General features: G+C 60.9%; 21 protein-coding genes. 9 read left to right on the top strand and 12 right to left on the bottom strand.

All coding sequences use genetic code 11. The features are described 5' to 3' along the window. Nucleotides 1-88: 88 nt before the first annotated feature. The 4 genes from Q7F16_RS03805 (at nt 89) to Q7F16_RS03790 (ending at nt 3,632) form a co-directional block, all read left to right on the top strand. Nucleotides 89-430: a hypothetical protein gene (locus tag Q7F16_RS03805; RefSeq protein ID WP_409557213.1), complete on the top strand. Its 342-nt coding sequence runs from the start codon at nt 89-91 to the stop codon at nt 428-430. A 47-nt stretch (nt 431-477) separates the two neighbouring features. Further along, complete coding sequence (locus tag Q7F16_RS03800; RefSeq protein ID WP_409557212.1) at nt 478-1,626, top strand: PQQ-dependent sugar dehydrogenase; 1,149 nt, start codon at nt 478-480, stop codon at nt 1,624-1,626. Between the two features lie 331 nt (nt 1,627-1,957). Then, nucleotides 1,958-2,965, top strand: coding sequence for a threonine ammonia-lyase, biosynthetic (gene ilvA, locus Q7F16_RS03795; protein ID WP_018601526.1), 1,008 nt, complete (start codon nt 1,958-1,960; stop codon nt 2,963-2,965). Nucleotides 2,966-3,350: 385 nt separating this feature from the next. Beyond that, nucleotides 3,351-3,632, top strand: a complete 282-nt coding sequence (locus Q7F16_RS03790; RefSeq protein ID WP_079302422.1) for a DUF1652 domain-containing protein — start codon at nt 3,351-3,353, stop codon at nt 3,630-3,632. Between the two features lie 98 nt (nt 3,633-3,730). On the opposite strand, the gene Q7F16_RS03785 is transcribed toward Q7F16_RS03790, so the two are convergent. The 10 genes from Q7F16_RS03785 to Q7F16_RS03740 form a co-directional block, all read right to left on the bottom strand. Continuing rightward, nucleotides 3,731-4,669: a carbohydrate kinase family protein gene (locus Q7F16_RS03785; protein ID WP_046065360.1), complete on the bottom strand. Its 939-nt coding sequence runs from the start codon at nt 4,667-4,669 to the stop codon at nt 3,731-3,733. A 12-nt stretch (nt 4,670-4,681) separates the two neighbouring features. Further along, on the bottom strand, nt 4,682-6,169 hold the full coding sequence (gene xylB / locus Q7F16_RS03780) for a xylulokinase (RefSeq protein WP_409557211.1): 1,488 nt from the start codon (nt 6,167-6,169) through the stop codon (nt 4,682-4,684). Nucleotides 6,170-6,305: 136 nt separating this feature from the next. Continuing rightward, on the bottom strand, nt 6,306-7,787 hold the full coding sequence (locus Q7F16_RS03775) for a mannitol dehydrogenase family protein (protein ID WP_409557210.1): 1,482 nt from the start codon (nt 7,785-7,787) through the stop codon (nt 6,306-6,308). Between the two features lie 15 nt (nt 7,788-7,802). Then, nucleotides 7,803-8,906, bottom strand: a complete 1,104-nt coding sequence (locus Q7F16_RS03770; protein ID WP_409557209.1) for an ABC transporter ATP-binding protein — start codon at nt 8,904-8,906, stop codon at nt 7,803-7,805. 39 nt (nt 8,907-8,945) lie between these two features. Next, nucleotides 8,946-9,776 (bottom strand): carbohydrate ABC transporter permease, encoded by an 831-nt coding sequence (locus tag Q7F16_RS03765; RefSeq protein ID WP_018601515.1) that lies wholly within the window; start codon nt 9,774-9,776, stop codon nt 8,946-8,948. A gap of 10 nt (nt 9,777-9,786) precedes the next feature. After that, on the bottom strand, nt 9,787-10,719 hold the full coding sequence (locus tag Q7F16_RS03760; protein ID WP_046065356.1) for a carbohydrate ABC transporter permease: 933 nt from the start codon (nt 10,717-10,719) through the stop codon (nt 9,787-9,789). A gap of 157 nt (nt 10,720-10,876) precedes the next feature. Beyond that, a complete protein-coding gene (locus tag Q7F16_RS03755) occupies nt 10,877-12,187 on the bottom strand; it encodes an ABC transporter substrate-binding protein (RefSeq protein WP_046065355.1) in 1,311 nt (436 codons plus the stop codon). A 298-nt stretch (nt 12,188-12,485) separates the two neighbouring features. After that, a complete protein-coding gene (locus Q7F16_RS03750; protein ID WP_041475904.1) occupies nt 12,486-13,391 on the bottom strand; it encodes an AraC family transcriptional regulator in 906 nt (301 codons plus the stop codon). A 70-nt stretch (nt 13,392-13,461) separates the two neighbouring features. Further along, nucleotides 13,462-14,754 (bottom strand): glycosyltransferase, encoded by a 1,293-nt coding sequence (locus Q7F16_RS03745; protein ID WP_409557208.1) that lies wholly within the window; start codon nt 14,752-14,754, stop codon nt 13,462-13,464. Nucleotides 14,755-14,831: 77 nt separating this feature from the next. After that, a complete protein-coding gene (locus tag Q7F16_RS03740; protein ID WP_046065353.1) occupies nt 14,832-15,203 on the bottom strand; it encodes a response regulator in 372 nt (123 codons plus the stop codon). Between the two features lie 286 nt (nt 15,204-15,489). Here Q7F16_RS03740 and Q7F16_RS03735 point away from each other — a divergent pair, with 286 nt between their 5' ends. Genes Q7F16_RS03735 through Q7F16_RS03715 form a run of 5 tightly spaced genes read left to right on the top strand, consistent with a single transcriptional unit; the run spans nt 15,490 to nt 22,027 of the window. Then, nucleotides 15,490-18,972 carry a response regulator gene (locus Q7F16_RS03735; protein WP_409556992.1) on the top strand — a complete coding sequence of 1,161 codons (3,483 nt, stop codon included), beginning with the start codon at nt 15,490-15,492 and terminating at the stop codon, nt 18,970-18,972. Next, a complete protein-coding gene (locus Q7F16_RS03730; protein ID WP_409556996.1) occupies nt 18,972-19,787 on the top strand; it encodes a CheR family methyltransferase in 816 nt (271 codons plus the stop codon). The genes Q7F16_RS03735 and Q7F16_RS03730 overlap by 1 nt, the downstream gene beginning before the upstream one ends. Next, complete coding sequence (locus Q7F16_RS03725; protein ID WP_046064247.1) at nt 19,784-20,371, top strand: chemotaxis protein CheB; 588 nt, start codon at nt 19,784-19,786, stop codon at nt 20,369-20,371. The genes Q7F16_RS03730 and Q7F16_RS03725 overlap by 4 nt, the downstream gene beginning before the upstream one ends. Before the next feature lie 5 nt (nt 20,372-20,376). Continuing rightward, nucleotides 20,377-21,657 carry a hybrid sensor histidine kinase/response regulator gene (locus Q7F16_RS03720; RefSeq protein ID WP_409556991.1) on the top strand — a complete coding sequence of 427 codons (1,281 nt, stop codon included), beginning with the start codon at nt 20,377-20,379 and terminating at the stop codon, nt 21,655-21,657. Then, nucleotides 21,650-22,027 carry a response regulator gene (locus tag Q7F16_RS03715; protein ID WP_014338183.1) on the top strand — a complete coding sequence of 126 codons (378 nt, stop codon included), beginning with the start codon at nt 21,650-21,652 and terminating at the stop codon, nt 22,025-22,027. Before Q7F16_RS03720 ends, Q7F16_RS03715 begins: the two co-directional genes overlap by 8 nt. Nucleotides 22,028-22,221: 194 nt before the next feature. Here the strand turns inward: Q7F16_RS03715 and Q7F16_RS03710 are convergent, their stop codons facing one another. Together Q7F16_RS03710 and Q7F16_RS03705 are read right to left on the bottom strand one after the other, a co-directional pair. Continuing rightward, nucleotides 22,222-23,892: a response regulator gene (locus Q7F16_RS03710; protein ID WP_079301917.1), complete on the bottom strand. Its 1,671-nt coding sequence runs from the start codon at nt 23,890-23,892 to the stop codon at nt 22,222-22,224. Further along, nucleotides 23,889-25,391, bottom strand: coding sequence for an ATPase domain-containing protein (locus Q7F16_RS03705; protein ID WP_409556990.1), 1,503 nt, complete (start codon nt 25,389-25,391; stop codon nt 23,889-23,891). Before Q7F16_RS03705 ends, Q7F16_RS03710 begins: the two co-directional genes overlap by 4 nt. Nucleotides 25,392-25,486 lie beyond the last annotated feature (95 nt).

Here is a 25,486-nt window from a genome sequence, read left to right as displayed (position 1 = left end):
TTACATCTTCACCGGGACATTTCGCTTAACAATGGCGAACCTGCGGCGTAGCGTGCTTTCGATATGCTTGAACTCAAGAGGTGTCCGAATGAACAGGCTGGTACTCGCCATCATGACGCTATTACTGACCGCCGCTGCCCAAGCCACCCCTCCGGGCGAAGGCCCTATGGTTCTGGCCCAGAATCTGCCGGGCAACAACAATCCCTATAACAGCCCGACGCGACGGGCCAATCCCAATAGCATGCAGGGCACGCGGTCCAATGTGCCGACGATTCATGACAACCCGACGGTGCCGGTACCGCGCCCACCGACCCTGGAAAACGGCGGCATCGGCAATGGTTATCCCCGGTCCGGCCAGCCATCGGGTTCGCCGCGTCCCACCATCGAGTCTCCCACGCCCCCCAGGAACAGCCAGAATGGCAACCGCTAGGCGCTGGAGCCCGTTGTTCTCTTTCAACACCGCAGAAGGAAATGTGCATGTTGCGTAAAACACTCCTGGCCGCCTGTTGCGCCAGCGCTGTCCTGACCTTTGCCACGTCGGCTGCCGCCGCGCCCACCCAATCATTCAAGAGCGAGGAGGGCACCCTGGAAGTGACCACCGTGGTCAAGGGGCTGGAACACCCTTGGTCCGTCGCGTTCTTGCCTGGACAGCAGGGCATGCTGGTGACGGAGCGACCGGGCAACCTGCGCGTGGTCAGCCCCGATGGTCAATTGTCCACACCCTTGAGTGGTGTGCCACAAGTGTGGGCCAAGGGCCAGGGCGGTCTGCTGGACGTGGTGCTGTCGCCTGACTTCAAGCAGGACCGTACCGTCTACCTGTCTTATGCCGAGGCGGGCGCAGACGGCAAGGCCGGCACCGCCGTGGGACGCGGGCAACTGTCCGAAGACCTCAAGAGCCTGAAGAATTTCGACGTGATCTTCCGCCAGCAGCCCAAGCTGTCCACGGGCAACCACTTTGGCTCGCGACTGGTCTTCGATCGCGACGGCTATCTGTTCATTACCTTGGGGGAAAACAACGAGCGGGCCACCGCCCAGGACCTCGACAAGCTGCAAGGCAAGGTCGTGCGTATCTACCCCGACGGCAAGGTGCCCGACGACAACCCCTTCGTCGGCCAGAAAGACGTCCGTCCCGAGATCTGGTCCTACGGCATGCGCAACCCCCAGGGCGCGGCCCTCAACCCTTGGAATGGCACGCTGTGGGAAAACGAGCACGGGCCCAGGGGCGGTGATGAATTGAACATCATCGAGCGCGGCAAGAACTACGGCTGGCCACTGGCGACCCATGGTATCAACTACTCCGGCGCCCCGATTCCCGAAGCCCAGGGCAAGACCGTCGAGGGTGGCCTTGACCCTCACCACGTCTGGCAGGTGTCACCGGGGCTCAGCGGCATGGCGTTCTACGACCATGATCGTTTCAAGGCCTGGCAGCGCAACGTGTTCATCGGGGCGCTGGTGCCCGGAGAACTGATTCGCCTGCAATTGCAGGGCGACAAGGTCGTCCATGAAGAGCGTTTGCTGGGCGAGCTCAAGGCACGCGTCCGGGATGTTCGCCAGGGCCCGGATGGTTACCTGTATGTGCTGACGGATGACGACGACGGGGCGTTGTACAAAGTCGGACTCAAGTAATTGTAGAAAATGTGGGAGCGAGCTTGCTCGCGATGGCTTTGGGTCAGCTGATATTAATGCTGACTGACACACCGTTATCGCGAGCAAGCTCGCTCCCACAGGTAATGCTGTCCATTTATGGCTGTCGCCACAGCTAATCAATATTTGCCATTGACTTGCCACCAACTCACCGCTAATTTCCAACCATGACTTCAACCGTACTGCGCAGCCAGCCAAGCATTATTACCGCCATTCCTTATTTGGCGGGTTAGCTGTCGGCTGCACCCAACCCGCCCTGGAGGCGGGTTTTTTCTTTCTGTCTCCTGGGCTCCGCCCGAACCAGGAGATCGCCATGACCGTTACCCGCACCGAGCAAGCCCTGCTTGAGCACTATGTTAAGAAGATTCTCGCCGCGCCGGTCTATGAGCTGGCCGTGCGTACGCCGCTGCAAGCGGCTCCTGCACTGTCCGAGGCCTTGGGTAACCGGATCCTGCTCAAGCGTGAAGACCTGCAACCGACCTTTTCCTTCAAGATCCGCGGTGCCTACAACAAACTCGTGCAACTGACCCCGGAGCAGCGCGCCCGTGGCGTCATCACCGCGTCTGCCGGCAATCATGCCCAGGGTGTCGCGCTGGCGGCACGGGAGTTGGGGATTTCGGCCAGCATCGTCATGCCTGTGACCACTGTGCAATTGAAGGTGCTGGGCGTGCGCAACCGAGGCGCCGAAGCGATTCTGCACGGGGAAAGCTTTCCGTTTGCCCTGGCGCACGCGCTGGACCTGGCCGAGCAGACCGGACGGGAGTTCGTCTCGCCTTTCGATGACCCGGACGTGATCGCCGGGCAGGGCACTGTCGCCATGGAAATCCTGCGCCAGCACCCCGGCCAGTTGGATGCGATTTTCGTCCCGGTCGGCGGCGGTGGGCTGATCGCCGGGATCGCGGCCTACGTCAAGTACCTGCGCCCGGAGGTACGCATCATCGGCGTCGAGTCGCAGCATTCTGCTTGCCTCCAGGCGGCACTGGCAGCCGGTGAGCGGGTGACCTTGCCAGAAGTGGGAACCTTCGCCGATGGCGTGGCCGTCGCGCAGATCGGCGCCCATGGCCTCGATATCTGTCGTTTCTGTGTCGATGAAGTGATGACCGTGAGCAACGATCAACTGTGCGCCGCGATCAAGGACATCTATGACGATACCCGTTCCATCACCGAGCCGTCGGGCGCGCTGGCGGTGGCAGGCATCAAGCAGTACGTGGCGCACACGGGGGCGCGAGGCCAGACGCTGGTGGCGATCGACTCCGGTGCCAACATCAATTTCGACAGTTTGCGCCACGTGGCCGAGCGTGCGGCGGTGGGCGCGATTTGAGTTTTTTACGCTACGTCACACTTTTTTTGAAGCAGGCGACGGATGCCCGCTTGCGTCTTCACATTAGGGGCTACTCTAGTTTGCGAACAGGATAAAAGCGATTGCAGTTTGCATGGAAGAAGTAGCGTTTCCTTGCATTTTGCACGAGCTCTCTGGCGCGGGACGAAGCTAAGCGTTTGATTCAGATCAATCCGCAAGGTCTTCAATACAGGCACACTTCTTGCGGGATGATTCAAGAGTTCGCCTGGCGAACTCGTTGACTGAAAACGCTAAAAAGAACGAACGAACGGCACGGTATTCGTAGTCCCAGTCCGCAGGGAAGAAAACGGACGAAAATACCGCCGGCGTGAACATAAGTTGGCCGCCTCAACAGGAGAGAGTCGCCATGTTTCTATCTGCCCTCGAAATGCGAAACATCATTGAAAGCAGCTTGTTGCCCAAGCGCTCGCAATGCACCTTGTCACCTGAGCTTAAGATGACGGTCAAGATTTACGACGATCACGAAACCGATCGCGTGGCTTTGGTCAAAACCGACATCGATGCCAATAAACTCACCGGTTGCCGGGCCATCAACGACTTGATCGCCGAGCTGCGTACCGAGCTCGACCACAACCCGGCCGTTGGCAATCACTTTCATCAGCAACACCATCGGATGACCGGGCGCTAATAGCAGCCTTGTTCTTGTTAGCCTGACGCTCGGGTCCGGTCATGTCCGAACCCGGCGTCCAGTTTTTTAGCCGCGATTTTTTAGCCGTGATGCGCCATTCAGTTCAATTGTTGCCTATAGGGCAGGTCCGGCCCGGTTTTGCCACACGTCAAGGCGGCGGCGCGAATGGCGAACTCAAGCATGGCGCTGATCTGCTCCCGGGTCAGGGTTTGCAAGCCCTCGACCGAATCCAATTGTTGTTCAGTCAACCACGCAATCAGCGCGGCCTGGAAGGTGTCGCCTGCACCCACGGTGTCGGCGATCTTCACCGGACAGGACGGCAGCGACCATGAGCCGTATTGGCGACTGAAGACCGTAGCGCCCTGGCCGCCACGGGTCAGGAAGACCAATTGGCAGCGGTTCCCCAGCCAACCTTCGATGATGGCCTTGGGCTCCACCCCTGGGTAGAGCAGCTCCAGATCCTCGTCACTGACCTTGATCAGGTCGGCATACTGCACCAGTGTCGCAATCCGTGAGCGCCACAGCGCGATATCCGGCTGCGGGTTGAGCCGCACGTTCGGGTCGAGGCTGATCAGGCGCTGGCCGCTTTCGCGTTGCATCAGGGCCAGGAGCGTGTCGGCGATGGGCTGGACCACCAGCGAGAACGAGCCGAAATGCAAGCCGCGCACATCGGGGCCCAGGTCCGGTAGATGCGCCAGGCTCAGTTGTCGGTCCGCACAGCCTTCGCCGCGAAAACTGTAGTGGGGCGAACCATTGGCGCCTACGGCAACCATCGCCAGGGTGGTCGGTGCGTCGAACTCCACCAGATATTGGGCGCTGACACCTTCATTGAGCAGCACCTGCTGCAAGCGTCGGCCCAGGTAGTCGGTGGATAGCCCGGTAAACAGCGCCGAATCAACACCCAGGCGGCGCAGCCCCACGGCCACGTTGAACGGTGAACCGCCGGCAATGGCCTTGTAGTTCACTTGCGAGGCAGGCCCATCCGCCTCGGTTTCACTGAAAAAATCAAACAGCGCTTCACCACACACCAAATACATAGTTTCCCGCTCTCAAAGGGTTGCGACGTGTTGTCGATAACGTTCATAAGCCTGTTGCGACGCCGCGACATGGGCGGCGATTGGCCGGGTTTCGCTGGTCGGGTCGAGCTTGACGCAGCGCTCGCACAGCTCGGCCAAATCCGTCTGTGAACCCGAGTGACACCATGCTGCCTGGATCGCCGCCCCCAAGGCAGCGGCTTCGCTCTGTTCGGTGCAAATGACCGTGGTGTCCATGGTATCGGCGACAATCTGCCGCCACTGCGCGCTCTTCGATCCACCGCCGATCAGGCGAATGCTCTGGGCCTGGAGTCCGTTGGCTCGCAGCAAGTCCAAGCCATAGCGCAAACCGAAGGTCGTGCCTTCGACCACGGCGCGACACAGGTTGGCCCGGGTCAGGTTGGTGGTGGTCAGGCCCAGCAGGCTGCCGGTGGCATGGGGCAGGGCGGGAACACGCTCGCCGTTGAGGAACGGCAGCATGCACACGCCCCCGGCGCCAATCGGGGCCTGGACTACCAAGGCGTTGAAGGCGTCGATGTCCAGGTCCAGCAGCTCGCGAATCGCCCCGGTGGCGTTGGTCAGGTTCATGGTGCAGATCAGCGGCAGCCAGCCACCGCTGGAGGAGCAGAACGTCGCCACCGACGGCTGTGGACTGACCGCAGGTTCGGCGGCATAGGCGTAAACCGTACCCGAGGATCCCAGGCTCATGGTGATCACACCGGGCTGAATATTCCCGGTGCCGATGGCACCCATCATATTGTCGCCGCCACCACTTGCCACCACCGCCTCGGGGTTGATGCCCAGGTGTGCAGCAATGGCCGGCAGGATACGTCCGACCGGCTGATGGGCCTCGATCAGTTCCGGCAGCGCGGCTTGCAAGCGACCGCTGGGGTCGATGTGTTGTAGCAGTTGCAGGTCCCATTGGCGGGTGCGTACGTTGAAATAGCCGGTTCCCGAGGCGTCGCCGTATTCGCTGCAATGGCGGCCGGTGAGCCAGTAGTTGAGGAAGTCGTGGGGCAGCAGGACGCTGGCGATGCGTTCGAAAACCTGGGGATGTTGCTCCCGTGTCCAGAGCAGCTTGGAAACCGTGTAGCCCGGCGCGATCACCACGCCGAGGCGTTCGAGGCTACCGTCTTCACCGCCCAGGTGCGCCAGGAGCCGATCGTTTTCCGGCGTTGTCTCGGTGTCGCACCACAGTTTGGCCGGACGCAAGACCTGGCCCTGGTCGTCAAGCAGCACCAAGCCGTGTTGCTGACCGGAGACGCCGATGCCGAGGATCGCCTGGCCATCGACCCCAGCGTCCGCCAAGGCTTGCTGAGTCGCCTGGGTGAATGCATCGAGCCATTGCTGGGTGTCTTGTTCGCGGCGACCGTTGAGGCCGCTGATCATGGCGTGCGCCGCGGCACCCTGGCCCAGGACCTGGCCACTGGTCGCGTCCAGGATCAGCGCCTTGGTGCCTTGGGTGCCGCAGTCGATGCCCAGGAACAGTTGTTGGTTTGCCATGGAAAAACCCCTGAGTGGTCAGATCGTTCCCACGCTCTGCGTGGGAATGCAGCACGGGACGCTCCGCGTCCCCAAGAAGCCGAACGCGGAGCGTCCGCTGAGGCGTTCCCACGCAGAGCGTGGGAACGATTAAACCTCAGTTCACGTCAGCCAGTATCCGCTCAAGCGTTCGCGTTACCCCGTGCTCGCGCAAGCTGTTGCAGCACCATTCGAATGCTGCCACGAACTCCGGCGAGCGGGGAATGGCGGTGCCAAAGATTTCTTCCACCCCCAGCACCCGCTGGGTCACCAGTGCATCGTCAGCCACCAGTGCCTGGCAGAACGCTGCCCGTGGGTCCGGGATTGAATACGTCACGCCGTTCTCGTCCACGCCCTTCAGGTACACGGCCCAGGCCGCCACCACCAGCGCCGCGCGACGGGTTTCGCCACCGTCGGCGATCAAGCGGTTGATGGTCGGCACCGTGAATTTTGGAAACTTCGACGAGCCGTCCGAACAGACCCGTTCCAACTGGTCGGCAATCGCCTGGTTGGAAAAACGCTCCACCAGGGTGTTCTTGTAGTCGGTCAGGTCGATGCCCGGCACTGGCGCCAGTTGCGGCGTCACGTCCAGGTCCATGTAGGCGCGCATGTAACGCACGAACAGCGGGTCGTTCATGGTCTCGTGGACGAAGCGATAACCCTTGAGAAAGCCCAGGTAGGTCAACGCCAGGTGGCTGCCGTTGAGCAGCTTGATCTTCATCTCTTCATAGGGGGTGACGTCATCGGTGAACTGCACGCCGACCTTTTCCCAGGCCGGGCGACCGTTGACGAACTTGTCTTCCAGGACCCATTGCACGAACGGTTCGCAGACCACCGGCCAGGCGTCGTCGATGCCATGCTCATCATGCAGCTGCAGGCGATGGGCCACGCTGGTCATGGGCGTGATGCGATCGACCATGGCGTTGGGGAAACTGACGTTGAGGTCGATCCATTGCCCCAGCTCCGCGTCGCGCAACGCGGCGAAGGCCAACAACGCCTTGCGGGTCACGGCGCCGTTGTGGGGCAGGTTATCGCAAGACATCAGGGTGAACGCCGGGGTACCGGCCGCGCGGCGCTTGGCCAGGGCGGCGCAGAGGAAACCGAAGACGGTTTTCGGAGCGTCAGGATGGACCAGGTCATGCTGGATCTGCGGCAGGTGGGCCATGAACTCGCCGTTGCTGTCGTCGATGCAATAGCCGCCCTCGGTGATGGTCAGCGAGACGATACGGATCTGCGGGTCGGCCAGTTTGTCGATCAGCGCCTGGGCGCCATCTTCAGCCAGCAACATGTCATTGATCGCGCCGATCACCCGGACTTCGGTGTCATCGGTGTCGCCCAATTCGTACAGGGTGAACAGGTAATCCTGGCCAGCCAGGTCGTCCCGGGCGCGGCGATCCTCGGCCCGCAGGCCCACGCCGCAGATGGCCCAGTCCAGGTCGGTGCCGGTATTCATCAGCGCATCGGTGTAGTAGGCCTGGTGAGCCCGGTGGAAACCGCCAACGCCGATGTGGGCGATGCCCTGGCGGATGTCGCCCAAAGGGTAGGCGGGCAGGGCGACGTCAGGCTTGAGGTTGTGCAGGTTTTGTCGGTTGAGTTTCATCGCAGGTCTCGGCAATCAGGCGGCAGCGCGCAGCGCGCGGGTCACCGCAACGCCCTCGGCATCGAATAAGTGGCAGTGTTCAGCGTCCAGGTGCAGGTTCAGTTGCTCGCCGAAACGGCTCGCCAGGTCGCCGCGAACGCGCATGGTCAAGGCTTCGCCGGAGGCCGTGACGACGTGACAGAAGGTGTCGCTGCCCAGTCGCTCGCTGACATCGGCGGTGACTTGCAGGGTGCAATCCCCCGGTTGCGCCAGGTTCAGGTGTTCCGGGCGAATCCCCAGGGTCACCGCGCCACCGACGCTCAGGCTGCCGCCGCTCAAGGGCAGGCTGATACGCGTGCCGGCGTCCAGCAGCACTTCACAGCCCTGACTGTCCAGGCCGGTAACCTTGCCTTTGAGAAAGCCCATTTTCGGCGTGCCGAGGAACCCGGCGACAAACAGGTTGGCCGGCTGGTGGTACAGCTCCAGCGGTGAGCCGACCTGTTCGATGCGCCCGCCATTGAGCACCACCACCTTGTCGGCCAGGGTCATGGCTTCGACCTGGTCGTGAGTCACGTAGATCATGGTTGCCTGCAACTCTTTGTGCAGGCGTGCCAGCTCCAGGCGCATCTGCACCCGCAGGGCGGCGTCGAGGTTGGACAGCGGCTCGTCGAACAGGAAGATTTTCGGGTTGCGCACGATGGCCCGGCCAATCGCTACACGCTGGCGCTGGCCGCCAGACAGTTGCTTGGGCTTGCGCTCGAGCATCGGCCCCAGTTCGAGGATGCGCGCCGCCTCGTTGACCTTCTTCTCGACCTCGGCCTTGGGCACGCCGGCCAGGTCCAGGGCGAAGGACATGTTCTTGCGCACGCTCATGTGCGGGTACAAGGCGTAGGTCTGGAACACCATTGCCAGGTCACGCTTGGCCGGGCTGACTTCGGTAATGTCCCGGCCATCCAGTTCGATGGTGCCGTCGCTGACCTCTTCAAGGCCGGCGATCAGCCGCAGCAGCGTGGACTTGCCACAGCCCGACGGGCCGACGAAGACCACGAACTCGCGGTCGTTCACCTCAAGGTCGATGCCCTTGATGATGGAGAAGCCTTCGAAACCCTTTTGCAGATTCTTGATTTTCAGGTTGGCCATGATGATGGGCCTCCACTTCTGATTATTGTGTAGGGCGCGTTATTTCACCGCGCCGAAGGACAAACCGCGCACCAGCTGTTTCTGGCTGATCCAGCCAAAGATCAGGATCGGCGCGCAGGCCAGGGTCGAGACGGCTGACAACTTGGCCCAGAACAAACCTTCCGGGCTGGAATAGGAGGCGATCAACGCCGTCAGTGGCGCGGCTTTGGAGGAGGTGAGGTTCAGCGACCAGAAGGCCTCGTTCCAGCACAGGATCAGCGACAGCAGCACGGTCGAGGCCAGGCCGCCCTTGGCAATCGGCAGCAGCACGCGGACCATTTCCTGCCACAGGGTGGCGCCATCCAGGCGTGCGGCCTCAAGGATGTCGCGAGGGATGTCCTTGAAGTAGGTGTAAATCATCCAGACCACGATGGGCAGGTTGATCAAGGTGTAGATGATGATCAACGCGACACGCGTGTCCAGCAGGCCAAACTGCTTGGCCAGAAGGTAGATCGGCATCAGCACGCCCACTGGCGGCAGCATCTTGGTGGAGAGCATCCACAGCAGCGTGCCTTTGGTGCGCTGGGTTTCATAGAACGCCATGGAGTAGGCCGCCGGCACCGCAATCAGCAGGCACAGGGCGGTGGCGCTGAAGGAAATCACCACCGAGTTCCAGGCGAAGCTGAAGTAGTTGCTGCGCTCGTTGATGTGCAGGTAGTTCTCCAGGGTCGGCGCGAAGATGAACTGCGGCGGCGTGGCGAACGCGTCGATTTCAGTCTTGAAGCTGGTCAGCACCATCCAGAAGATCGGGAAGAAGATCAGGATCGCGATGGCCCAGGCCAGCGTGCCCAGCAGCAGGCTTTGCAGGCGACGGGATTGTTGAAGAGTCATGGCGACGGCCTCAATGCTTGTCGGTGAGGTTTTTGCCGATCATCCGGACCAGGATGATGGCGGCGATGTTGGCAATGACCACGGCAATCAGGCCACCGGCCGAAGCCATGCCGACGTCGAACTGCACCAGCGCCTGGTTGTAGATCAGGTAGGCAAGGTTGGTCGAGGCGTAGCCAGGGCCACCGTTGGTGGTGGTGAAGATCTCGGCGAACACCGACAGCAGGAAGATCGTTTCGATCATCAGTACCACGGCAATCGGGCGGGCCAGGTGCGGCAAGGTCAGGTGCCAGAAGATCGCGATCGGGCCGGCACCGTCCAGGCGCGCGGCTTCCTTCTGTTCCTGGTCCAGCGACTGCATGGCGGTCATCAGGATCAGGATCGCGAAGGGCAGCCATTGCCAACTCACGATGATGATGATCGACAGCAGCGGGTAATGGGCCAGCCAGTCCACCGGTTGGGCGCCGAACAGTTTCCACACCGAAGCGAGGATGCCCGAGACCGGGTGGAAGATCAGGTTCTTCCAGATCAGCGCGCCGACGGTGGGCATGATGAAGAACGGAGAGATCAGCAGGACTCGGACGATGCCGCGACCAAAAAACTCGCTGGCCTCCAGCAGCGCGCTGATCAACACCCCCAGCACGATACTGATCAGCAGCACGCTGCCCACCAGCAACAGGGTATTGGTGGCGCCGGGCATGAAGCCTGAGTCGGTCAGGAAATAAGTGAAGTTCTCCAGCCCGACGAATTCGTTTTCGCCGGGGTAGAGCAGGTTGTAGCGGATCAGCGAGAAGTAGACGGTCATGCCCAGCGGCACGATCATCCACAGCAGCAACAAGGCCACCGAAGGGCTGACCAGGAACCAACCGGGATTGGCCAGGCGGACCTTGCGTGCCGGCGGGGCAATCTCGATGGGGGCTTTGGCAGTTGTTGTTGAGCTATTCATGGCATTGAACCGATTTTTGCGGGCCTATGAAGATCCACTGTGGGAGCGAGCTTGCTCGCGATAGCGTCGTGTCAGTCGCTCGGAATATTGGCTGGGGGGCCCTCATCGCGAGCAAGCTCGCTCCCACAGGAATCGGGAGCGGGCCTCAATGAACTGACTACTTGGGATACCCAGCGCGTTTCATCTCGCGTTCGGTGGTGGACTGCGCGGCGGTCAACGCCTGGTCCACGGTCTGCTGGCCGGTCAGCGCGCCCGAAAAGAACTTGCCCACCTGCGTGCCGATGGCCTGGAACTCGGGAATGGTCACCAACTGGATGCCGATGTAGGGCACAGGCTTGAGGGTTGGCGCTTTCGGGTCGGCGACTTTCAACGACTCCAGGGTCACCTTGGCAAACGGCGCGGCCTTCATGTACTCGTCGCTGTAGGTCGAGGTGCGGGTGCCAGGCGGTACGTTGGCAATACCGTCGGTCTTGGCGACCAATTGGCTGTATTCCTTGGACGTCGCCCAGGTGGTAAAGACCGTGGCCGCTTCCTTGGCTTTGGAGCTGGCCGGGATGGCCAGCGACCAGGAGTACATCCACGAAGTGCCCTTGTCGGTTTTTTCGTGGGGGGCGAAGGTGAATCCAACGTGATCGGCCACCTTGCTCTGGGTCTTGTCGGTGACGAACGAGCCGGCGACGCTGGCATCCACCCAGATCGCGCATTTGCCGCTGTTGAACAGCGCCAGGTTTTCGTTGAAACCGTTGCTGGAAGCACCCGGCGGGCCGGATTTTTTCATGTTGTCGACATAGAAATTGAGTGCTTCCTTCCACTCGGGCCCATTGAATTGCGGCTGCCATTTCTCATCGAACCAGCGCGCGCCATAACCGTTGGCCAGGGTGGTGATGAGCGCCATGTTTTCGCCCCACCCGGCCTTGCCCCGCAGGCACAGGCCATATTGTTCCTTGGATTTGTCGGTGAGTTTTTCGGCGAACTCACCGATCTGGGTCCAGGTCGGGTGTTCGGGCATGGTCAGCCCGGCGTTCTTGAACAGGTCCGTGCGGTAATAGGTGATCGAGCTTTCGGCATAGAACGGCAGGGCGTACAGCGAGCCTTTGACCGACAAGCCATCGCGCACGGAAGGGAATACGTCGTTCAGGTCGTAGGCGGCCGGCAGGTCTTTCATCGGTTCCAGCCAGCCCTTGGCGCCCCAGAGTGCAGCTTCGTACATGCCAATGGTCAGTACGTCGAACTGTCCGCCCTGGGTGGCGATGTCGGTGGTCAGGCGCTGGCGCAGGACGTTTTCTTCGAGCACCACCCAATTCAGCTTGATGTCCGGGTGTTCGGCCTCGAAGGTTTTCGAGAGCTTTTGCATGCGGATCATGTCGCTGTTGTTGACCGTGGCAATGGTGAGGGTCTGGGCGCCAAAGCTGACGCTGCTGAGGGTCATGCAGGTGGAGACAAGCAGAGCTTTTACCGAAGGTTTCATCGCGCACTCCTTTTCCGCGCCCGAAGGCTGCAGAAGGACAGTTATTGTTTTTGTGTCTTCCGGATGAAGGGAAGAATGTGCGCTGATTACAGCCCTCATTGGACGGCGTGACAAATCATCCGTCGCACTTGTGCTGATACTTTTTTGCACTGGATGGGGTGTGGTGATGGAAATTATCTGTGGGAGCAAGGCTTGCCCGCGATGCAGTTGACGCGGTCTTCCGGGGAACCGAGGCGCCTGCATCGCGGGCAAGCCTTGCTCCCACATTAAATCCCGTCACAGAAATGATTCGAGATTCTCAGCCCTGGTTCTGCTCGGTCAACCGCTGTACCGCCAGCCGCCGATAATGGGACGGGGTCATGCCCTTGAGTTGCTGGAAACGCCGGTTGAAATTGGAGATGTTGTTGAAACCGGATTCAAAACACACGTCTGTCACCGGTTTGTCGCCGTCGGCCAGCAATTCGCAGGATTTGCTGATGCGCAGGCGATTGACGAATTCAATGAAGCAGCGGCCAGTGGCCTGTTTGAACACCCGGCTGAAATAGGTGGGTTTCATGCCCAGGTGCTCGGCCACTTCTTCCAGGGACAGTTCCCGGGCGTAGTGGGCAAAGATGTAGTCCACCGCGCGGTTGGTGCGGTCGATGCTGTGTTCGTCCGCCGCTTGCGCAGAGGTCGCGCCGGAAAGCAGTTGGTAGTCATCCGTGGCGGCCAGCAACTCCATCAGGATGAAAAAATGCCCGAGGCGGCTCATGCCTTGGGAATCGGCGATGCGCTGCATCAGGGTCATGGCCTGGCGGATGGTGCGCTTGCAGCGGAACTCGATGCCGTATTGGGCACGTTCGAGCAGCGGTGCGACCGTCTTGAGTTCGGCGAACACCTGGTGGCCGCTTTCGAACAACTCGTCGGTGAAGTTCACCAGCATGTCGCGCTTGTGCACCACTTCGTCCTCGGCCACCTGGCTGATCCAGTTATGGGGCAGGTTGGGCCCGGTGAGGAACAGCGACTGGGGATAGAAGTTGCCAATGTAGTCGCCAATGAACACTTTGCCGGAACTGGCGACGATCAAGTGCAGCTCGTATTCCTTGTGGAAATGCCAGCGCACCAGGGGGCAGGGGAAACCGTGCTGACGGTAGATGATGGACAGCCCGTTATGGTCGTCCATCAACTCGTAGGAGGGGTCGGTGATTCTGGCTGTTCGGGTCATGGGCCTGGCGCTTTTATTGTTATCGCCGTTGGATAATGCCCCCTTCGCCACGTGGTTGCCACTCTGACTGCTAGGCGTTGCGGTTTTTTTCTTCGATCCACTGGGACATGTATTGGGTGCTTTTGTGCTGGTGGTGACGCAGCATGCTGCCGGTGAAATTGTCCCTGCGTCGTTGTGCCAGGTCCGCCCGGCAAGCGTTGATGCTGTCGATCAACGCCGGGCCGTGCACCTGTTGCCGGTAGCGGTTCTCCAGCAGGGCGAGGCCCGCATCCTGGGCTTGGGCCCAGCGCGCCGGGTCGCGATACAACTGCACCGCCGCATCGGCGATGCCTTCGGCGCTCTGGGCAATCGCGCCGGGCCAGGGCATGCCGCCGTGCATGGCTTCGGCCCCCATGGGCGTGGTGACGTTGGGTGTGCCGCAGAGCATGGCATCGATCAGCTTGCCCTTGATGCCGGCGCCGAAACGCAGCGGCGCCAGGCAGATACGTGCCGCTGACATCACCTGCAAGGCGTCCTCAGCCCAGTTCATGATGTGAAAGCCCTGGGCCGGGTTGTGCAATGCGGCGGCCTTGGGTGGGGTGTAGGCGCCGTACAGGTGCAGTTGCGCACCGGGCAATTGTTGGCGGATCAGTGGCCAGATGGCGTTCTTCATCCAGAGCACGGCGTCCCAGTTCGGCGCGTGGCGGAAGTTGCCGATGCTGAGGAAATGCGCCCGCTCCTCGAACGGCACGGGCTGTTCGCTGGGCAGGTCCAGCATCAACGGGCACCAGAGCAGCAGGCTGCGGGGCAACTTGAAGTGTTCCACCAACAGTTCGATTTCAACCTCGGACACCATCAGATTGAGGTCGCAGCGGTACAGGGCGGCGATTTCCCGCTTGGCCAGGTCGGTGTCGGCCATCCGCTGGAACTCCTCGTCCAATGCCGGAGCGAAGAGATCGCCGAAATCCTCGCTGGCCTCATCGCGCTTCAGGCGTTCCTTCAGGCGCTGATGCCGGGCGTGGCGCAGGCTTTGCAGATCGGAAGTCTCCAACACCCGCAGGGCGCCGGGGCAGTGCTTCTCGACCCGCCAGCCGAACTGTTCTTCCATCATGAATTGGTCGAACAGCACGATGTCCGGCGCAAGCTCGCTGATGAAGGCGTCGAAGCTGCTGCTATTGAGTTCGATCGGCACTTCGCGGATGCCCAGCGCGACCAGGTCGGCGCGCTGTTCGCCCGGGCCTGCCGGGCTGCTGAAGGTGATGTCCCAGCCTTGCCCGAGGAACGTGTCGAGGATCTGCATGATATGCCCGCTGGCAGCCGATGAGCGCGGCTCGGGCCAGACATAGCCGATAACCAGGACCTTGGTGGCGGTGGGGTGATGCATGAGCAGGGGGTTCCTCGGAGCGATTCAGGCGCCGTCGGCGCGCGGGGCGCCGATAGTGACCAAGAATGCGATCCGGCTCAAGCAAGAATGCGTTTGACCTTGTCGCGCAACTGATCGATGGAAAAGGGTTTGCCGATCACCGACATGCCTTCAGGCACATCGATGCTTTCGGCATAACCGCTGGCAAACAGCACCGGCAGCGCCGGCCGCATGGACCGAGCCTGCTTGGCCAGTTCCCGCCCGTCCATTACCGGCAGGCCGACGTCGGTCATCATCAGGGCAATGGCTTGCTCGTCGTTGCGCAAAAACGCCAGCGCCTGCTCACAACCGTCCGCCTCCAGCACCTGGTACTCCAGTTCCTCAAGCACGTCGACGATCAGCATCCGCACAATGTCGTCGTCTTCGACTACCAGGATGGTGGGCTGGGGGGGAGGAGGAGGGGTGGACATAGTCGGCATTCTCGAAGATGGGGGCGGGAGGGGGCTCGAAAAAAAACGGCCTCTTTCATGAGCTTCTTTTATAAGCCTCTTTTATGAGTAAGCTGCGAGGCGGCACAAGTTCCCAGGGTTGTACAAGAAAGGATCTATAGTACAAGAGCTGACAAGGATAGTCGCTTCCTTGCTACAAGGTAGATCCTCGCGGGACTTGCGCCTTTGACTCGTCAGAAAATGTGGATCCAACTGCCATTTTTCGGGCAGACTCCATGGTTTTCAACTGTCCACCAAGGCCCTTTCCATGATTCCTTCGTCTTCGGTTGACGAGCAAAGTTTTCGCAAGCTCCTGAGCCGCAATATCAGCCTGCCGCTGGGCATGGGCGCCCTCAGCTCGGTGTTTTTCATCATCCTTGTCACGTACCTGCTGTCGGTGATCCAGTGGGTCGGGCATACCGACCGGGTGATCAATAATGCCAATGAGGCGCTCAAGCTGAGCGTGGACCTGGAAACTGGCATGCGTGGCTACCTGTTGAACGGTGACGAGCACTTTCTCGAGCCCTATGAAGTGGCCAAGCCGCGGATCGCCGTCGCGTTGGATACACTGTTGGAATTGACAGCCGACAACCCCGTCCAGACCGACCGGCTGCACAAGATACAAGCGATCCAGACGGAATGGTCCAAGTACGCCCAGGGCTTGATCGACCTGCAACGCAGCAGCGGGGATTACCGGAGCGCGGTGAGGTCCGGGCGCGGCAAGCGCTTGACGGACGAAATCCGCCAAACCTTCGAGGAAATCGTCGATACCGAGCAGCAACTGCGCGCGGCGCGTAACCAGGATGTGCGCACCACCACGATCTGGAGTATCGCCCTGTACCTGCTGTTCGTCGCCGCTGTCAGTGGGTTGCTGGCCTACGTTGGCCGCCGGGATCTGTTGAGCTTGTCCGAGAGCTACAGCGCCAGCCTGAAAGTCCAGCAACGCAGCGCCTTGCACCTGGAGAAGCAGGCCTGGTTGCGCAATGGCCAGACGCAGTTGGCCGAGCAGGTCCTGGGGCAGTTGTCCCTGAACCTGTTGGGCCGCAATATCCTGCAGTTCTGTGCGAAGTACCTGGATGTGGCGGTCGCCGCGCTTTATACGCGAGAAGAAAATGGCGTCCTCAAGCGCGTCGCCACCTATGGCCTGTCCCGGGAGGATGATGAGCAGCAGCAGGTGATCATCGACGGTGAAGGCATTGCTGGCCAGGCCGTGCAACAGGGGCGTCTTATCCGCCTGGACGACGTACCGAACGATTATCTGAAAGTCAGCTCGGGATTGGGGCAAGGCTTGCCCAACAGCGTGCTGGTGGTGCCCACCAGTGACGATGACCGGATCAACGGGGTCATCGAACTGGGCTTCCTGCGGCCATTGACCGAGCGCGATATCGAGCTGTTGGAGTTGATCGCCGGCAATATCGGCACCTCCATCGAGGCCGCCCGTTATCGCCAGCGCCTGCAGGAAGTACTGGCCGAAACCCAGCAGTTGAACGAAGAGCTGCAAGTGCAGCAGGAAGAGCTCAAGACCGCCAACGAGGAGCTGGAAGAGCAGTCGCGCATCCTCAAGGAATCCCAGGCCCATCTGGAAGCCCAGCAGCAGGAACTGGAGCAGACCAACGAGCAATTGGCCGAGCAGCGCGACGCCATGGACCAGAAGAACAGCGAACTGAACCTGGCCCAGATCCAGTTGCAGGAGCGCGCCGAAGAGCTGCAGCGTTCGAGCAAGTACAAATCCGAGTTCCTCGCCAATATGTCCCATGAGCTGCGCACGCCGCTCAACAGCTCGCTGATTCTGTCCAAGCTGCTGGCGGAAAACCCGCAGCAGAACCTCAGCGAGGAACAGGTCAAGTTCGCCGAGTCGATCTACTCCGCCGGCAACGACCTGTTGAACCTGATCAACGATATTCTCGACATCTCCAAGGTCGAGGCCGGAAAGCTGGAAGTGCGCCCGGAAAACACCAGCGTGCAGCGTCTGGTGGAAGGCCTGCGGGACATGTTCGAGCCCTTGGCAGCCGACAAAGGTCTGGATTTCGAGGTCCAGCTGCTGCCCGATGCGCCGGCGATGCTCTACACCGACCGCCAGCGTCTGGAGCAGGTGATCAAGAACCTGCTGTCCAATGCCGTGAAGTTCACCGAGCAAGGCTCCGTCTGCCTGTCCGTGGCCGGGCAGCCGGGCTCGGGCATCGCGTTCATGGTGCGCGACTCCGGGATCGGCATCGCCGCCGATCAGCAGCAGAGCATCTTCGAAGCGTTCCGCCAGGCCGATGGCACGACCAACCGTCGTTACGGCGGCACGGGCCTGGGGTTGTCGATTTCCCGGGACCTGGCCATGTTGCTGGGCGGCTCTATCTCGGTTTCCAGCGAGCCGGGGCAGGGCAGCGTGTTTACGCTGGTATTGCCTGAACGTTATATCGAGCCCGGGGACACGCCGACAGAGCCGATGACCTTCACCCCGACGGCCACCGCGCCAGCGCCTGTTGCGCCAAGAGCCGCGCTGGCGCCACTGATCGCTGAAGTGGATACGCCGATTGCCCGCTTCGCCGACGACCGCGACAAGGCGCCGTTCGACACCCGGTGCATCCTGGTGATCGAGGACGAGCCCAAGTTTGCCCGGATCCTGTTCGACCTGGCCCATGAGCTCGGTTACCAGTGCCTGGTGGCCCACGGTGCCGATGAAGGCTTCGACCTGGCTTTGCACCTGGCCCCCGACGCCATCCTGCTGGACATGCGTCTGCCGGACCATTCCGGGCTGACCGTGTTGCAGCGGCTCAAGGAGCGAGCCGAAACCCGGCACATCCCGGTGCACGTGATTTCCGTCGAAGACCGCGTCGAAGCCGCCATGCACATGGGCGCCATCGGCTATGCCGTCAAGCCGACCACCCGTGAAGAACTCAAGGATGTATTCGCCCGCCTGGAAGCCAAGCTGACCCAGAAGGTCAAACGAGTGCTGCTGGTGGAGGACGATGACCTGCAGCGCGACAGCATTACTCGCCTGATCGGCGACGATGACATCGAGATCACCGCCGTTGGTTTCGCCCAACAGGCCCTGGACCTGCTGCGGGCCAATGTCTACGACTGCATGATCATCGACCTCAAGTTGCCGGATATGCTCGGCAATGACCTGCTCAAGCGCATGTCCAGTGAAGACATCTGTTCCTTCCCGCCAGTGATCGTCTACACCGGGCGCAACCTGACCCGTGACGAAGAGGCCGAACTGCGCAAGTATTCGCGCTCGATCATCATCAAGGGGGCCCGTTCGCCAGAGCGCTTGCTGGACGAGGTGACACTCTTTCTGCACAAAGTCGAATCCCGGTTGTCCCATGAACGGCAGCGGATGCTCAAGACCGCCCGCAGCCGGGACAAAGTGTTTGAAGGCCGCAAGGTGCTGCTGGTGGATGACGATGTGCGCAACATCTTTGCCCTGACCAGCGCCCTGGAGGCGAAGGGGGCGATCGTTGTCATCGGCCGTAACGGCCTGGAGGCGATCGATCGCCTGAACGAATTCGACGACATCGACCTGGTGCTGATGGATGTAATGATGCCGGAGATGGACGGTTTCGAAGCCACCGCGCTGATCCGCAAGGACCCGCGCTGGCGCAAGTTGCCCATCATTGCGGTGACGGCCAAGGCCATGAAGGATGATCAGGAGCGCTGCCTGGCGGCGGGTTCCAACGACTACCTGGCCAAACCGATTGATCTGGATCGTCTGTTCTCGCTGATTCGCGTGTGGTTGCCGAATATGGAAAGAATTTAGTGGAACGTGACACTGACATTGAACTTCGTTTGTTGATCGAAGCCATCTACCTCAAGTACAGCTACGATTTTCGCGATTATTCCGGTGCGTCCATCAAGCGCCGGGTCCACCATGCGCTGAGCCAGTTTGAATGCAGGACCATTTCGGCCCTGCAGGAGCGTGTGCTGCACGATCCGGGGGCGTTCATGCAGTTGCTGCAACTGCTGACGATCCCCGTCAGCGAGATGTTTCGCGACCCCACGCATTTCCTGGCCATCCGCGAGGAAGTTGTGCCGCTGCTCAGGACGTACCCCTCGATCAAGATCTGGATCGCTGGTTGCAGCACGGGGGAGGAGGTCTACTCCATGGCGATCCTGCTGCGCGAAGAAGGCCTGCTGGACCGCACGCTCATCTATGCCACCGATATCAACCCGCGCTCGTTGGAAAAAGCCAAGCAGGGGATTTTTTCCCTGGAAAACGTGCGCACCTATACCCAGAACTATCAGAATGCCGGAGGCCGGCGCTCGTTTGCCGATTACTATACCGCCGCCTACGATTATGCGATGTTCGACAAAACCCTGTGCGAGAACGTGACCTTTGCCGATCACAGTCTGGCGACCGACAATGTCTTTTCAGAAACCCAGTTAATTTCCTGTCGTAACGTATTGATATATTTCAATAAGAAACTACAAGATCGTGCGTTTGGACTGTTTCATGAGTCCCTTTGTCACCGTGGTTTCCTGGTGTTGGGCAGTAAGGAAACGTTGGATTTCTCGGCTTACGGCCATCGATTCGAGCCGTTGGTCAAACAGGAACGGATCTATCGCAAGTTATGAACCAGACGAAGGACAGATCCAACCCGCCCATCGAGGCCATTGTCGTCGGTGCATCGGCCGGTGGCGTCGATGCGTTGCTGAGGGTGTTCGGTCACCTGCGCAACGGCTTTGGCGTGCCCATCCTGGTGGTATTGCATTTGCCGGATGAGCGCGACAGTCAACTGGCCCATGTATTCGGTCATCGTCTGGCGGTGCCGGTGGAGGAAGCCCGGGACAAGCAAGACATCGTGCCGGGAACCTTGTACGTCGCCACGCCCGGCTATCACTTGTCGGTCGAGGCCGACCGTAGCCTGTCGTTGAGCCTGGAAGAGCCGGTACACCATTCGCGGCCATCCATCGATGTGCTGTTTGAGTCGGCCGCCGATGTCTACGGCCAGAAACTGCTGGCCGTGGTGCTGACCGGTGCCAACAACGATGGCGCCCGGGGCTTGGCGAAGGTCAGGGCGCTGGGCGGGATCACGGTGGTCCAGGACCCCGGTGAAGCCCAGGTCTCGACCATGCCCGAAGCGGCGCTGGCCCTGCACGAGCCCGACCATATCCTTACTTTGCAAGGCATCGGCCAATTGCTGGCCGGGCTGGAATGAACCACATGCCAAGAGATATTCAAGCCAAACTGCTGATCGTCGATGATCTGCCTGAGAATCTGTTGGCCCTGGAAGCGTTGATCAGGGGGCACGACCGCGAGGTCTTCACGGCCCTGTCGGCGGACGAAGCGTTATCGCTGCTGCTGCAACACGACTTTGCCCTGGCCATCATCGATGTGCAGATGCCGGAGATGAACGGTTTCCAGCTGGCCGAGCTGATGCGCGGCACGGAGAAGACCCGCAGCATTCCGATCATCTTCGTCAGTGCCGCCGGTCGTGAACGCAACTATGCCTTTACCGGTTATGAAAACGGTGCGGTGGACTTCCTGCACAAGCCGCTGGACACCCAGGCGGTCAAAAGCAAGGTCAATGTGTTCGTCGAGTTGTATCGCCAACGAAAGGCCATGAAGGAGCAGGTCGTAGCCCTTGAGGAGAGTCGCCGCGAGCAGGAGGTGCTGTTGCAGCAACTGGAGACCACCCGCGGCGAACTGGAGCAGGCGGTGCGCATGCGTGACGACTTCATGTCCATCGTCGCCCACGAGGTGCGTACGCCCCTCAATGGTCTCATTCTTGAGACACAACTGCGCAAGATGCACCTGGCCCGGGACAACGCCGCAGCCTTCAGCCTGGACAAGGTGCGGGCGATGGTCGAGCGCGACGAGCGGCAGATCAAGAGCCTGATCCGGCTGATCGAGGACATGCTGGATGTGTCGCGGATTCGCACCGGCAAGCTGTCGATCCGCCCGACCCGCTTCAACCTGACGGCACTGGTGGAGAACCTGCTGCGCAATTTCCAGCCGCAGATCGCCGTCGCCGAGTGCTCGTTGACCTGCATGGCTGAACCTGCGGTGGAGGGGCTTTGGGATGAGTTTCGTATCGAGCAGGTGGTCTCGAACCTGTTGACCAACGCGTTGCGCTACGGCGGCAAGAGCCCGATCGAAGTGCGTGTCTTCAAGACGCCCGAGCATGCCTGTATCGAGGTTCAGGATCACGGGATCGGCATCAGCGAGGAGAACCAGAAACGTATCTTCCAGCAATTCGAGCGCGTATCGTCCAAGGCGGCCGCCTCAGGCCTTGGGCTGGGGCTGTTCATTTCCGAGCAGATTGTCACGGCCCATGGCGGGACGATCACGGTCGACAGTCGCCTCAATGAAGGGGCGTTGTTTCGTGTTTGCCTGCCCTTGCAGAAAACTGTCTTGGACAAAACCGCCGAACAGACGCAACCTCTGCGAGACCCCAAGGTCGTATCAGCAGCTATTGATCGAACAAAGGCTTCTCATGAGTGAAGATGCGCAAGATGTTGTATTGATCGTCGAGGATGACCCGTCGATCCTGATGGTGCTGTCGGCTTATCTGTCGGGCGAGGGCTACCGGGTGCTACAGGCCGAAAACGGTGCCCAGGCATTCGAGATCCTGGCGAGCAAGCCTCATCTGGACATGATGATTACCGATTTCCGCCTGCCGGGAGGTATCTCCGGGGTGCAGATCGCCGAGCCTGCGGTCAAGTTGCGCCCCGAGCTGAAGGTCATTTTCATCAGTGGCTACGCGCAGGAAGTGCGCGACACCGATAGCCCCATTACCCGCAAGGCGCCGATCCTGGACAAGCCGTTCGACCTGGATGAGTTGCAGAGCATCATGCAGTCGATGTTGTCGTAGGTCCCGGCAGATTAGGCAAACCCCGGTGGCGAGGGAGCTTGCTCCCGCTGGGGTGCGGAGCGCCCCCAAAACCCGGCACCTCGATGTGTCAGGTTCATTGAGGTGACCTTATTGGGGCTGCTTCGCAGCCCAGCGGGAGCAAGCTCCCTCGCCACAATGTATGCAATGCCCCTGCTCAAACAGAGCCCAGCACCTCAAACCGTGATCATCTCCCGCACCTTGGCCGTCAACAAATCAAACGTGAACGGCTTGGTGATCATCTGCATTCCCGGGTCCAGGAAGCCGCCGCGTACCGCTGCGTGTTCCGCGTAACCGGTGATGAACAGCACCCGCAGGTCCGGGCGGATCTGCCGGCCGATTTCCGCCAGTTGCCGGCCATTCATGCCGGGCAGGCCCACGTCGCTGATCAGCAGGTCGATGCGTTGGTCTGACTGGAGGATCGGTACCGCGCCGTTGGCGTCGGCCGCCTCCACAAAGGCATAGCCCAGTTCGCTCAGCACCGCGCTCACCAGCACCCGTACGGCTGGATCGTCTTCGACGATCAGCACGGTCTCGCCGTCCTGTGCATAGGGTGCGTGTGGGGTGGTGGCCTGGGGCTCATGTATTTCTTCACCGATGAAGCGCGGCAGGTAAAGGTTCACGGTGGTGCCTTTGTCGACTTCGCTGTCGATGGTCACGTGCCCGCGCGATTGCTTGCTGAACCCATAGATCATCGACAGGCCCAGCCCGGTGCCCTGGCCGATTGGCTTGGTGGTGAAGAACGGATCGAACGCGCGACCGATGATCGCTTCGGGCATGCCGCAACCGCTGTCCTGCACGCTCAGCACCACATAGTCGCCGGGTTCCAGGTTGGTGTAGGCGTCGGTGAAATCGGCCTCCAGGTGCTGGTTGCAGGTCTGTACCACCAGGTTCCCGCCGTTGGGCATGGCATCCCGGGCGTTGAGGACCAGGTTGAGCAGGGCGCTTTCCAGTTGGTTGGGGTCGGCTTCGGCGACCCAGAGCTGTTCGTCCAACCGCATGTCCAGGCGGATACTTTCGTTGAGGCTGCGTTGCAGCAACTCGCCCATGGACAGCACCAGCGTATTCATCTGGACGGCCTTGGAGTCCAGTGATTGCCGACGGGAAAACGCCAGCAGGCGATGGGTCAGGCCGGCGGCGCGGTTGGCCGAGGTCACGCCCAGGTCGATCAGGCTGTCCAGGTCTTCGGTGCGGCCCCGGGCCAGGCGTCGGCGCAGCAGTTCGAGGCTGCCGATGATCCCGGTGAGCATGTTGTTGAAGTCATGGGCAATACCGCCGGTGAGTTGGCCGACCGCTTCCATTTTCTGCGACTGGCGCAGGGCTTCTTCGTTATGGCGCAACTGGGCGGTACGTTCTTCTACCTGCTGCTCGAGGGTTTCAAGAGTGGTTTGCAAGCGCAGTTCGCTGTTGCTGAGGTCGATCAGGCGGTCGCGGGCTTCGTACTGCCTTCGACGGCCGCGCAGGGCGGTGGTCACCAGGCTGATCAAGGTCACTGGGTGGAAAGGGCGCTCGAGGAAGGTCACGTTGCCCAGTTGCGTACCGATACGCGCCGCCGGGTTCTGTTCCGGGCCGCCGTGATGGGTCAGCAAGACAATGGGCAGGTCAGACCAGGCCGGCTGCTGCTCGATGTGCAGTAACAGCGCTTCCAGATCGGGCCCCGCCAGGGCTTCCGAGGAAATCACCAGCAGGCCGGCACCTTTTTCCAATTCTTCGCACAAATGGCCCAGATGACGGCAGATGAGGCCGGCAAAACCGGCTTCATTGAGGATCATCAAGGCGATCTGGCTGTCCCGTCCCAGCGGCGCGAGGATCAGCGCCCGTTCGGACAGGGGCTCGGCCAGCGTCACCGGTGTTCATCCTTGAGCAGCGGGTTGCTCTCGCCCATGTAGGTGGGAACTCCCCGCAGGACGCCTTGGAACGCCTCCAGCGGCTCGCCGATGGTCATGCCCTGGGCGCTGATGCGGTATTCGCGGATGGTCGACTCGTGGCTGCCGGTGCGTTTCTTGATGATGGAAATCGCCCGGCGCACCTTGCCCAGTGCTTCGAAATAACGCAACAGAATCACCGTGTCGGCCAGGTAAGTAATGTCCACGGGTGCCTGCATGTCACCGACCAGGCCGTGCTGGGCGACGGTCATGAAGGTCGCCGCGCCCTTGCGGTTGAGATAGAGCAACAATTCATGCATGTGCAGCACCAGGGCATTCTCTTCCGGCATGGCCGCCTGGTAACCGTTGATGCTGTCGATGACCACGGTCTTGATGTCGCCCTCATCGACGCAACGGCGCACGCGGTGGGAGAACTCGCCGGGGGACAGTTCGGCGGCGTCCACCTGTTCGATCAGCAGGTTGCCGGTCTCTTGCAGGGCCTGCAGATCGATGCCGATGTTTTTCATGCGCTCGAACAGCAAGCCCAGTTCTTCGTCGAAGATGAATAGCGCGGCCTTCTCGCCGCGATGTACCGCGGCTGCGGCAAAAATCAGCGAGATCAGCGACTTGCCGGTTCCCGCCGGGCCCAGGATCAACGTGCTGGATCCGGTCTCGATACCGCCGCCCAGCAGCGAGTCCATTTCGCCGATGCCGCTGGAGAGTTGTTGGCGCAGGTACCGGCCACGGTGTTCGGCGGCCACCAGGCGTGGGAAGACGTGCACGCCGTCACCCATGATGGTGAAGTCATGGTAACCGCCGCGGTATTTCTGCCCGCGATACTTGACCACTCGGATCCGCCGCCGTTCGGCGCCATAGTTGGGCGTCAGTTCTTCCAGGCGAATCACCCCGTGGGCGACGCTGTGTACGGTCTTGTCCAGGGACTCGGTGGTCAGGTCGTCGAGCAACAGGACCGTGGCGTCGTAGCGCACGAAGTAGTGCTTGATCGCGAGGATCTGGCGACGATAGCGCAGGGAGCTTTGCGCTAGCAGGCGAATCTCCGACAGGCTGTCGAGCACCACCCGGGTCGGTTTTACCCGTTCGACCACTTCGAAGATCTGCCGGGTTGCCTCGCCCAGCTCAAGGTCCGATGAGTACAGCAAGCTCTGCTGGTGTTCGGCATTGAGCAGGCTTTCGGGTGGGGTCAGCTCGAAAATATGAATGTTGTCGTCCAGCGTCCACCCGTGGGAGGTTGCGCCCTGACGCAGTTCACGCTCGGTTTCCGATAGCGTGATGTACAACGAGCGCTCGCCAGCCTTGGCGCCGGCCAACAGAAAATGCAGCGCGACCGTGGTCTTACCAGTCCCCGGTTCCCCCTCAAGCAGGAACACATGGCCGCGGGACAAACCACCGGAAAGGACGTCGTCCAGTCCTTCGATGCCGGTGGCGGCTTTTGCACTGATCAACTCGTTAGATGTAGACAAAAATAGCCCTCTCATGACTAGGGAAGTGGGCAGCAGGCGGGGTAACGCCTGAATTCAACTGCCTGAACACTTGACCCTTGGCGGTGATGGCGGTT

Origin of the sequence: Pseudomonas sp. Lb2C2, from assembly GCF_052112205.1 — a bacterium.
GTDB lineage: Bacteria > Pseudomonadota > Gammaproteobacteria > Pseudomonadales > Pseudomonadaceae > Aquipseudomonas > Aquipseudomonas kilonensis.
The sequence above is the reverse complement of the archived record's forward strand: the minus strand, read 5'-3'. Positions and strand labels throughout refer to the sequence as shown.

What these genes read in the sequence shown, in the direction of transcription:
- Q7F16_RS03720 (WP_409556991.1), top strand. Translation starts at nt 20,377, where the DNA reads ATGCCAAGAGATATTCAAGCCAAACTGCTGATCGTCGATGATCTGCCT.
- Q7F16_RS03750 (WP_041475904.1), bottom strand. Translation starts at nt 13,391, where the DNA reads ATGACCCGAACAGCCAGAATCACCGACCCCTCCTACGAGTTGATGGAC.
- Q7F16_RS03770 (WP_409557209.1), bottom strand. Translation starts at nt 8,906, where the DNA reads ATGGCCAACCTGAAAATCAAGAATCTGCAAAAGGGTTTCGAAGGCTTC.
- Q7F16_RS03725 (WP_046064247.1), top strand. Translation starts at nt 19,784, where the DNA reads ATGAACCAGACGAAGGACAGATCCAACCCGCCCATCGAGGCCATTGTC.
- Q7F16_RS03775 (WP_409557210.1), bottom strand. Translation starts at nt 7,787, where the DNA reads ATGAAACTCAACCGACAAAACCTGCACAACCTCAAGCCTGACGTCGCC.
- Q7F16_RS03765 (WP_018601515.1), bottom strand. Translation starts at nt 9,776, where the DNA reads ATGACTCTTCAACAATCCCGTCGCCTGCAAAGCCTGCTGCTGGGCACG.
- Q7F16_RS03745 (WP_409557208.1), bottom strand. Translation starts at nt 14,754, where the DNA reads ATGCATCACCCCACCGCCACCAAGGTCCTGGTTATCGGCTATGTCTGG.
- Q7F16_RS03735 (WP_409556992.1), top strand. Translation starts at nt 15,490, where the DNA reads ATGATTCCTTCGTCTTCGGTTGACGAGCAAAGTTTTCGCAAGCTCCTG.
- Q7F16_RS03800 (WP_409557212.1), top strand. Translation starts at nt 478, where the DNA reads ATGTTGCGTAAAACACTCCTGGCCGCCTGTTGCGCCAGCGCTGTCCTG.
- Q7F16_RS03805 (WP_409557213.1), top strand. Translation starts at nt 89, where the DNA reads ATGAACAGGCTGGTACTCGCCATCATGACGCTATTACTGACCGCCGCT.
- Q7F16_RS03740 (WP_046065353.1), bottom strand. Translation starts at nt 15,203, where the DNA reads ATGTCCACCCCTCCTCCTCCCCCCCAGCCCACCATCCTGGTAGTCGAA.
- Q7F16_RS03715 (WP_014338183.1), top strand. Translation starts at nt 21,650, where the DNA reads ATGAGTGAAGATGCGCAAGATGTTGTATTGATCGTCGAGGATGACCCG.
- Q7F16_RS03790 (WP_079302422.1), top strand. Translation starts at nt 3,351, where the DNA reads ATGTTTCTATCTGCCCTCGAAATGCGAAACATCATTGAAAGCAGCTTG.
- xylB (WP_409557211.1), bottom strand. Translation starts at nt 6,169, where the DNA reads ATGGCAAACCAACAACTGTTCCTGGGCATCGACTGCGGCACCCAAGGC.
- Q7F16_RS03760 (WP_046065356.1), bottom strand. Translation starts at nt 10,719, where the DNA reads ATGAATAGCTCAACAACAACTGCCAAAGCCCCCATCGAGATTGCCCCG.
- ilvA (WP_018601526.1), top strand. Translation starts at nt 1,958, where the DNA reads ATGACCGTTACCCGCACCGAGCAAGCCCTGCTTGAGCACTATGTTAAG.
- Q7F16_RS03785 (WP_046065360.1), bottom strand. Translation starts at nt 4,669, where the DNA reads ATGTATTTGGTGTGTGGTGAAGCGCTGTTTGATTTTTTCAGTGAAACC.
- Q7F16_RS03755 (WP_046065355.1), bottom strand. Translation starts at nt 12,187, where the DNA reads ATGAAACCTTCGGTAAAAGCTCTGCTTGTCTCCACCTGCATGACCCTC.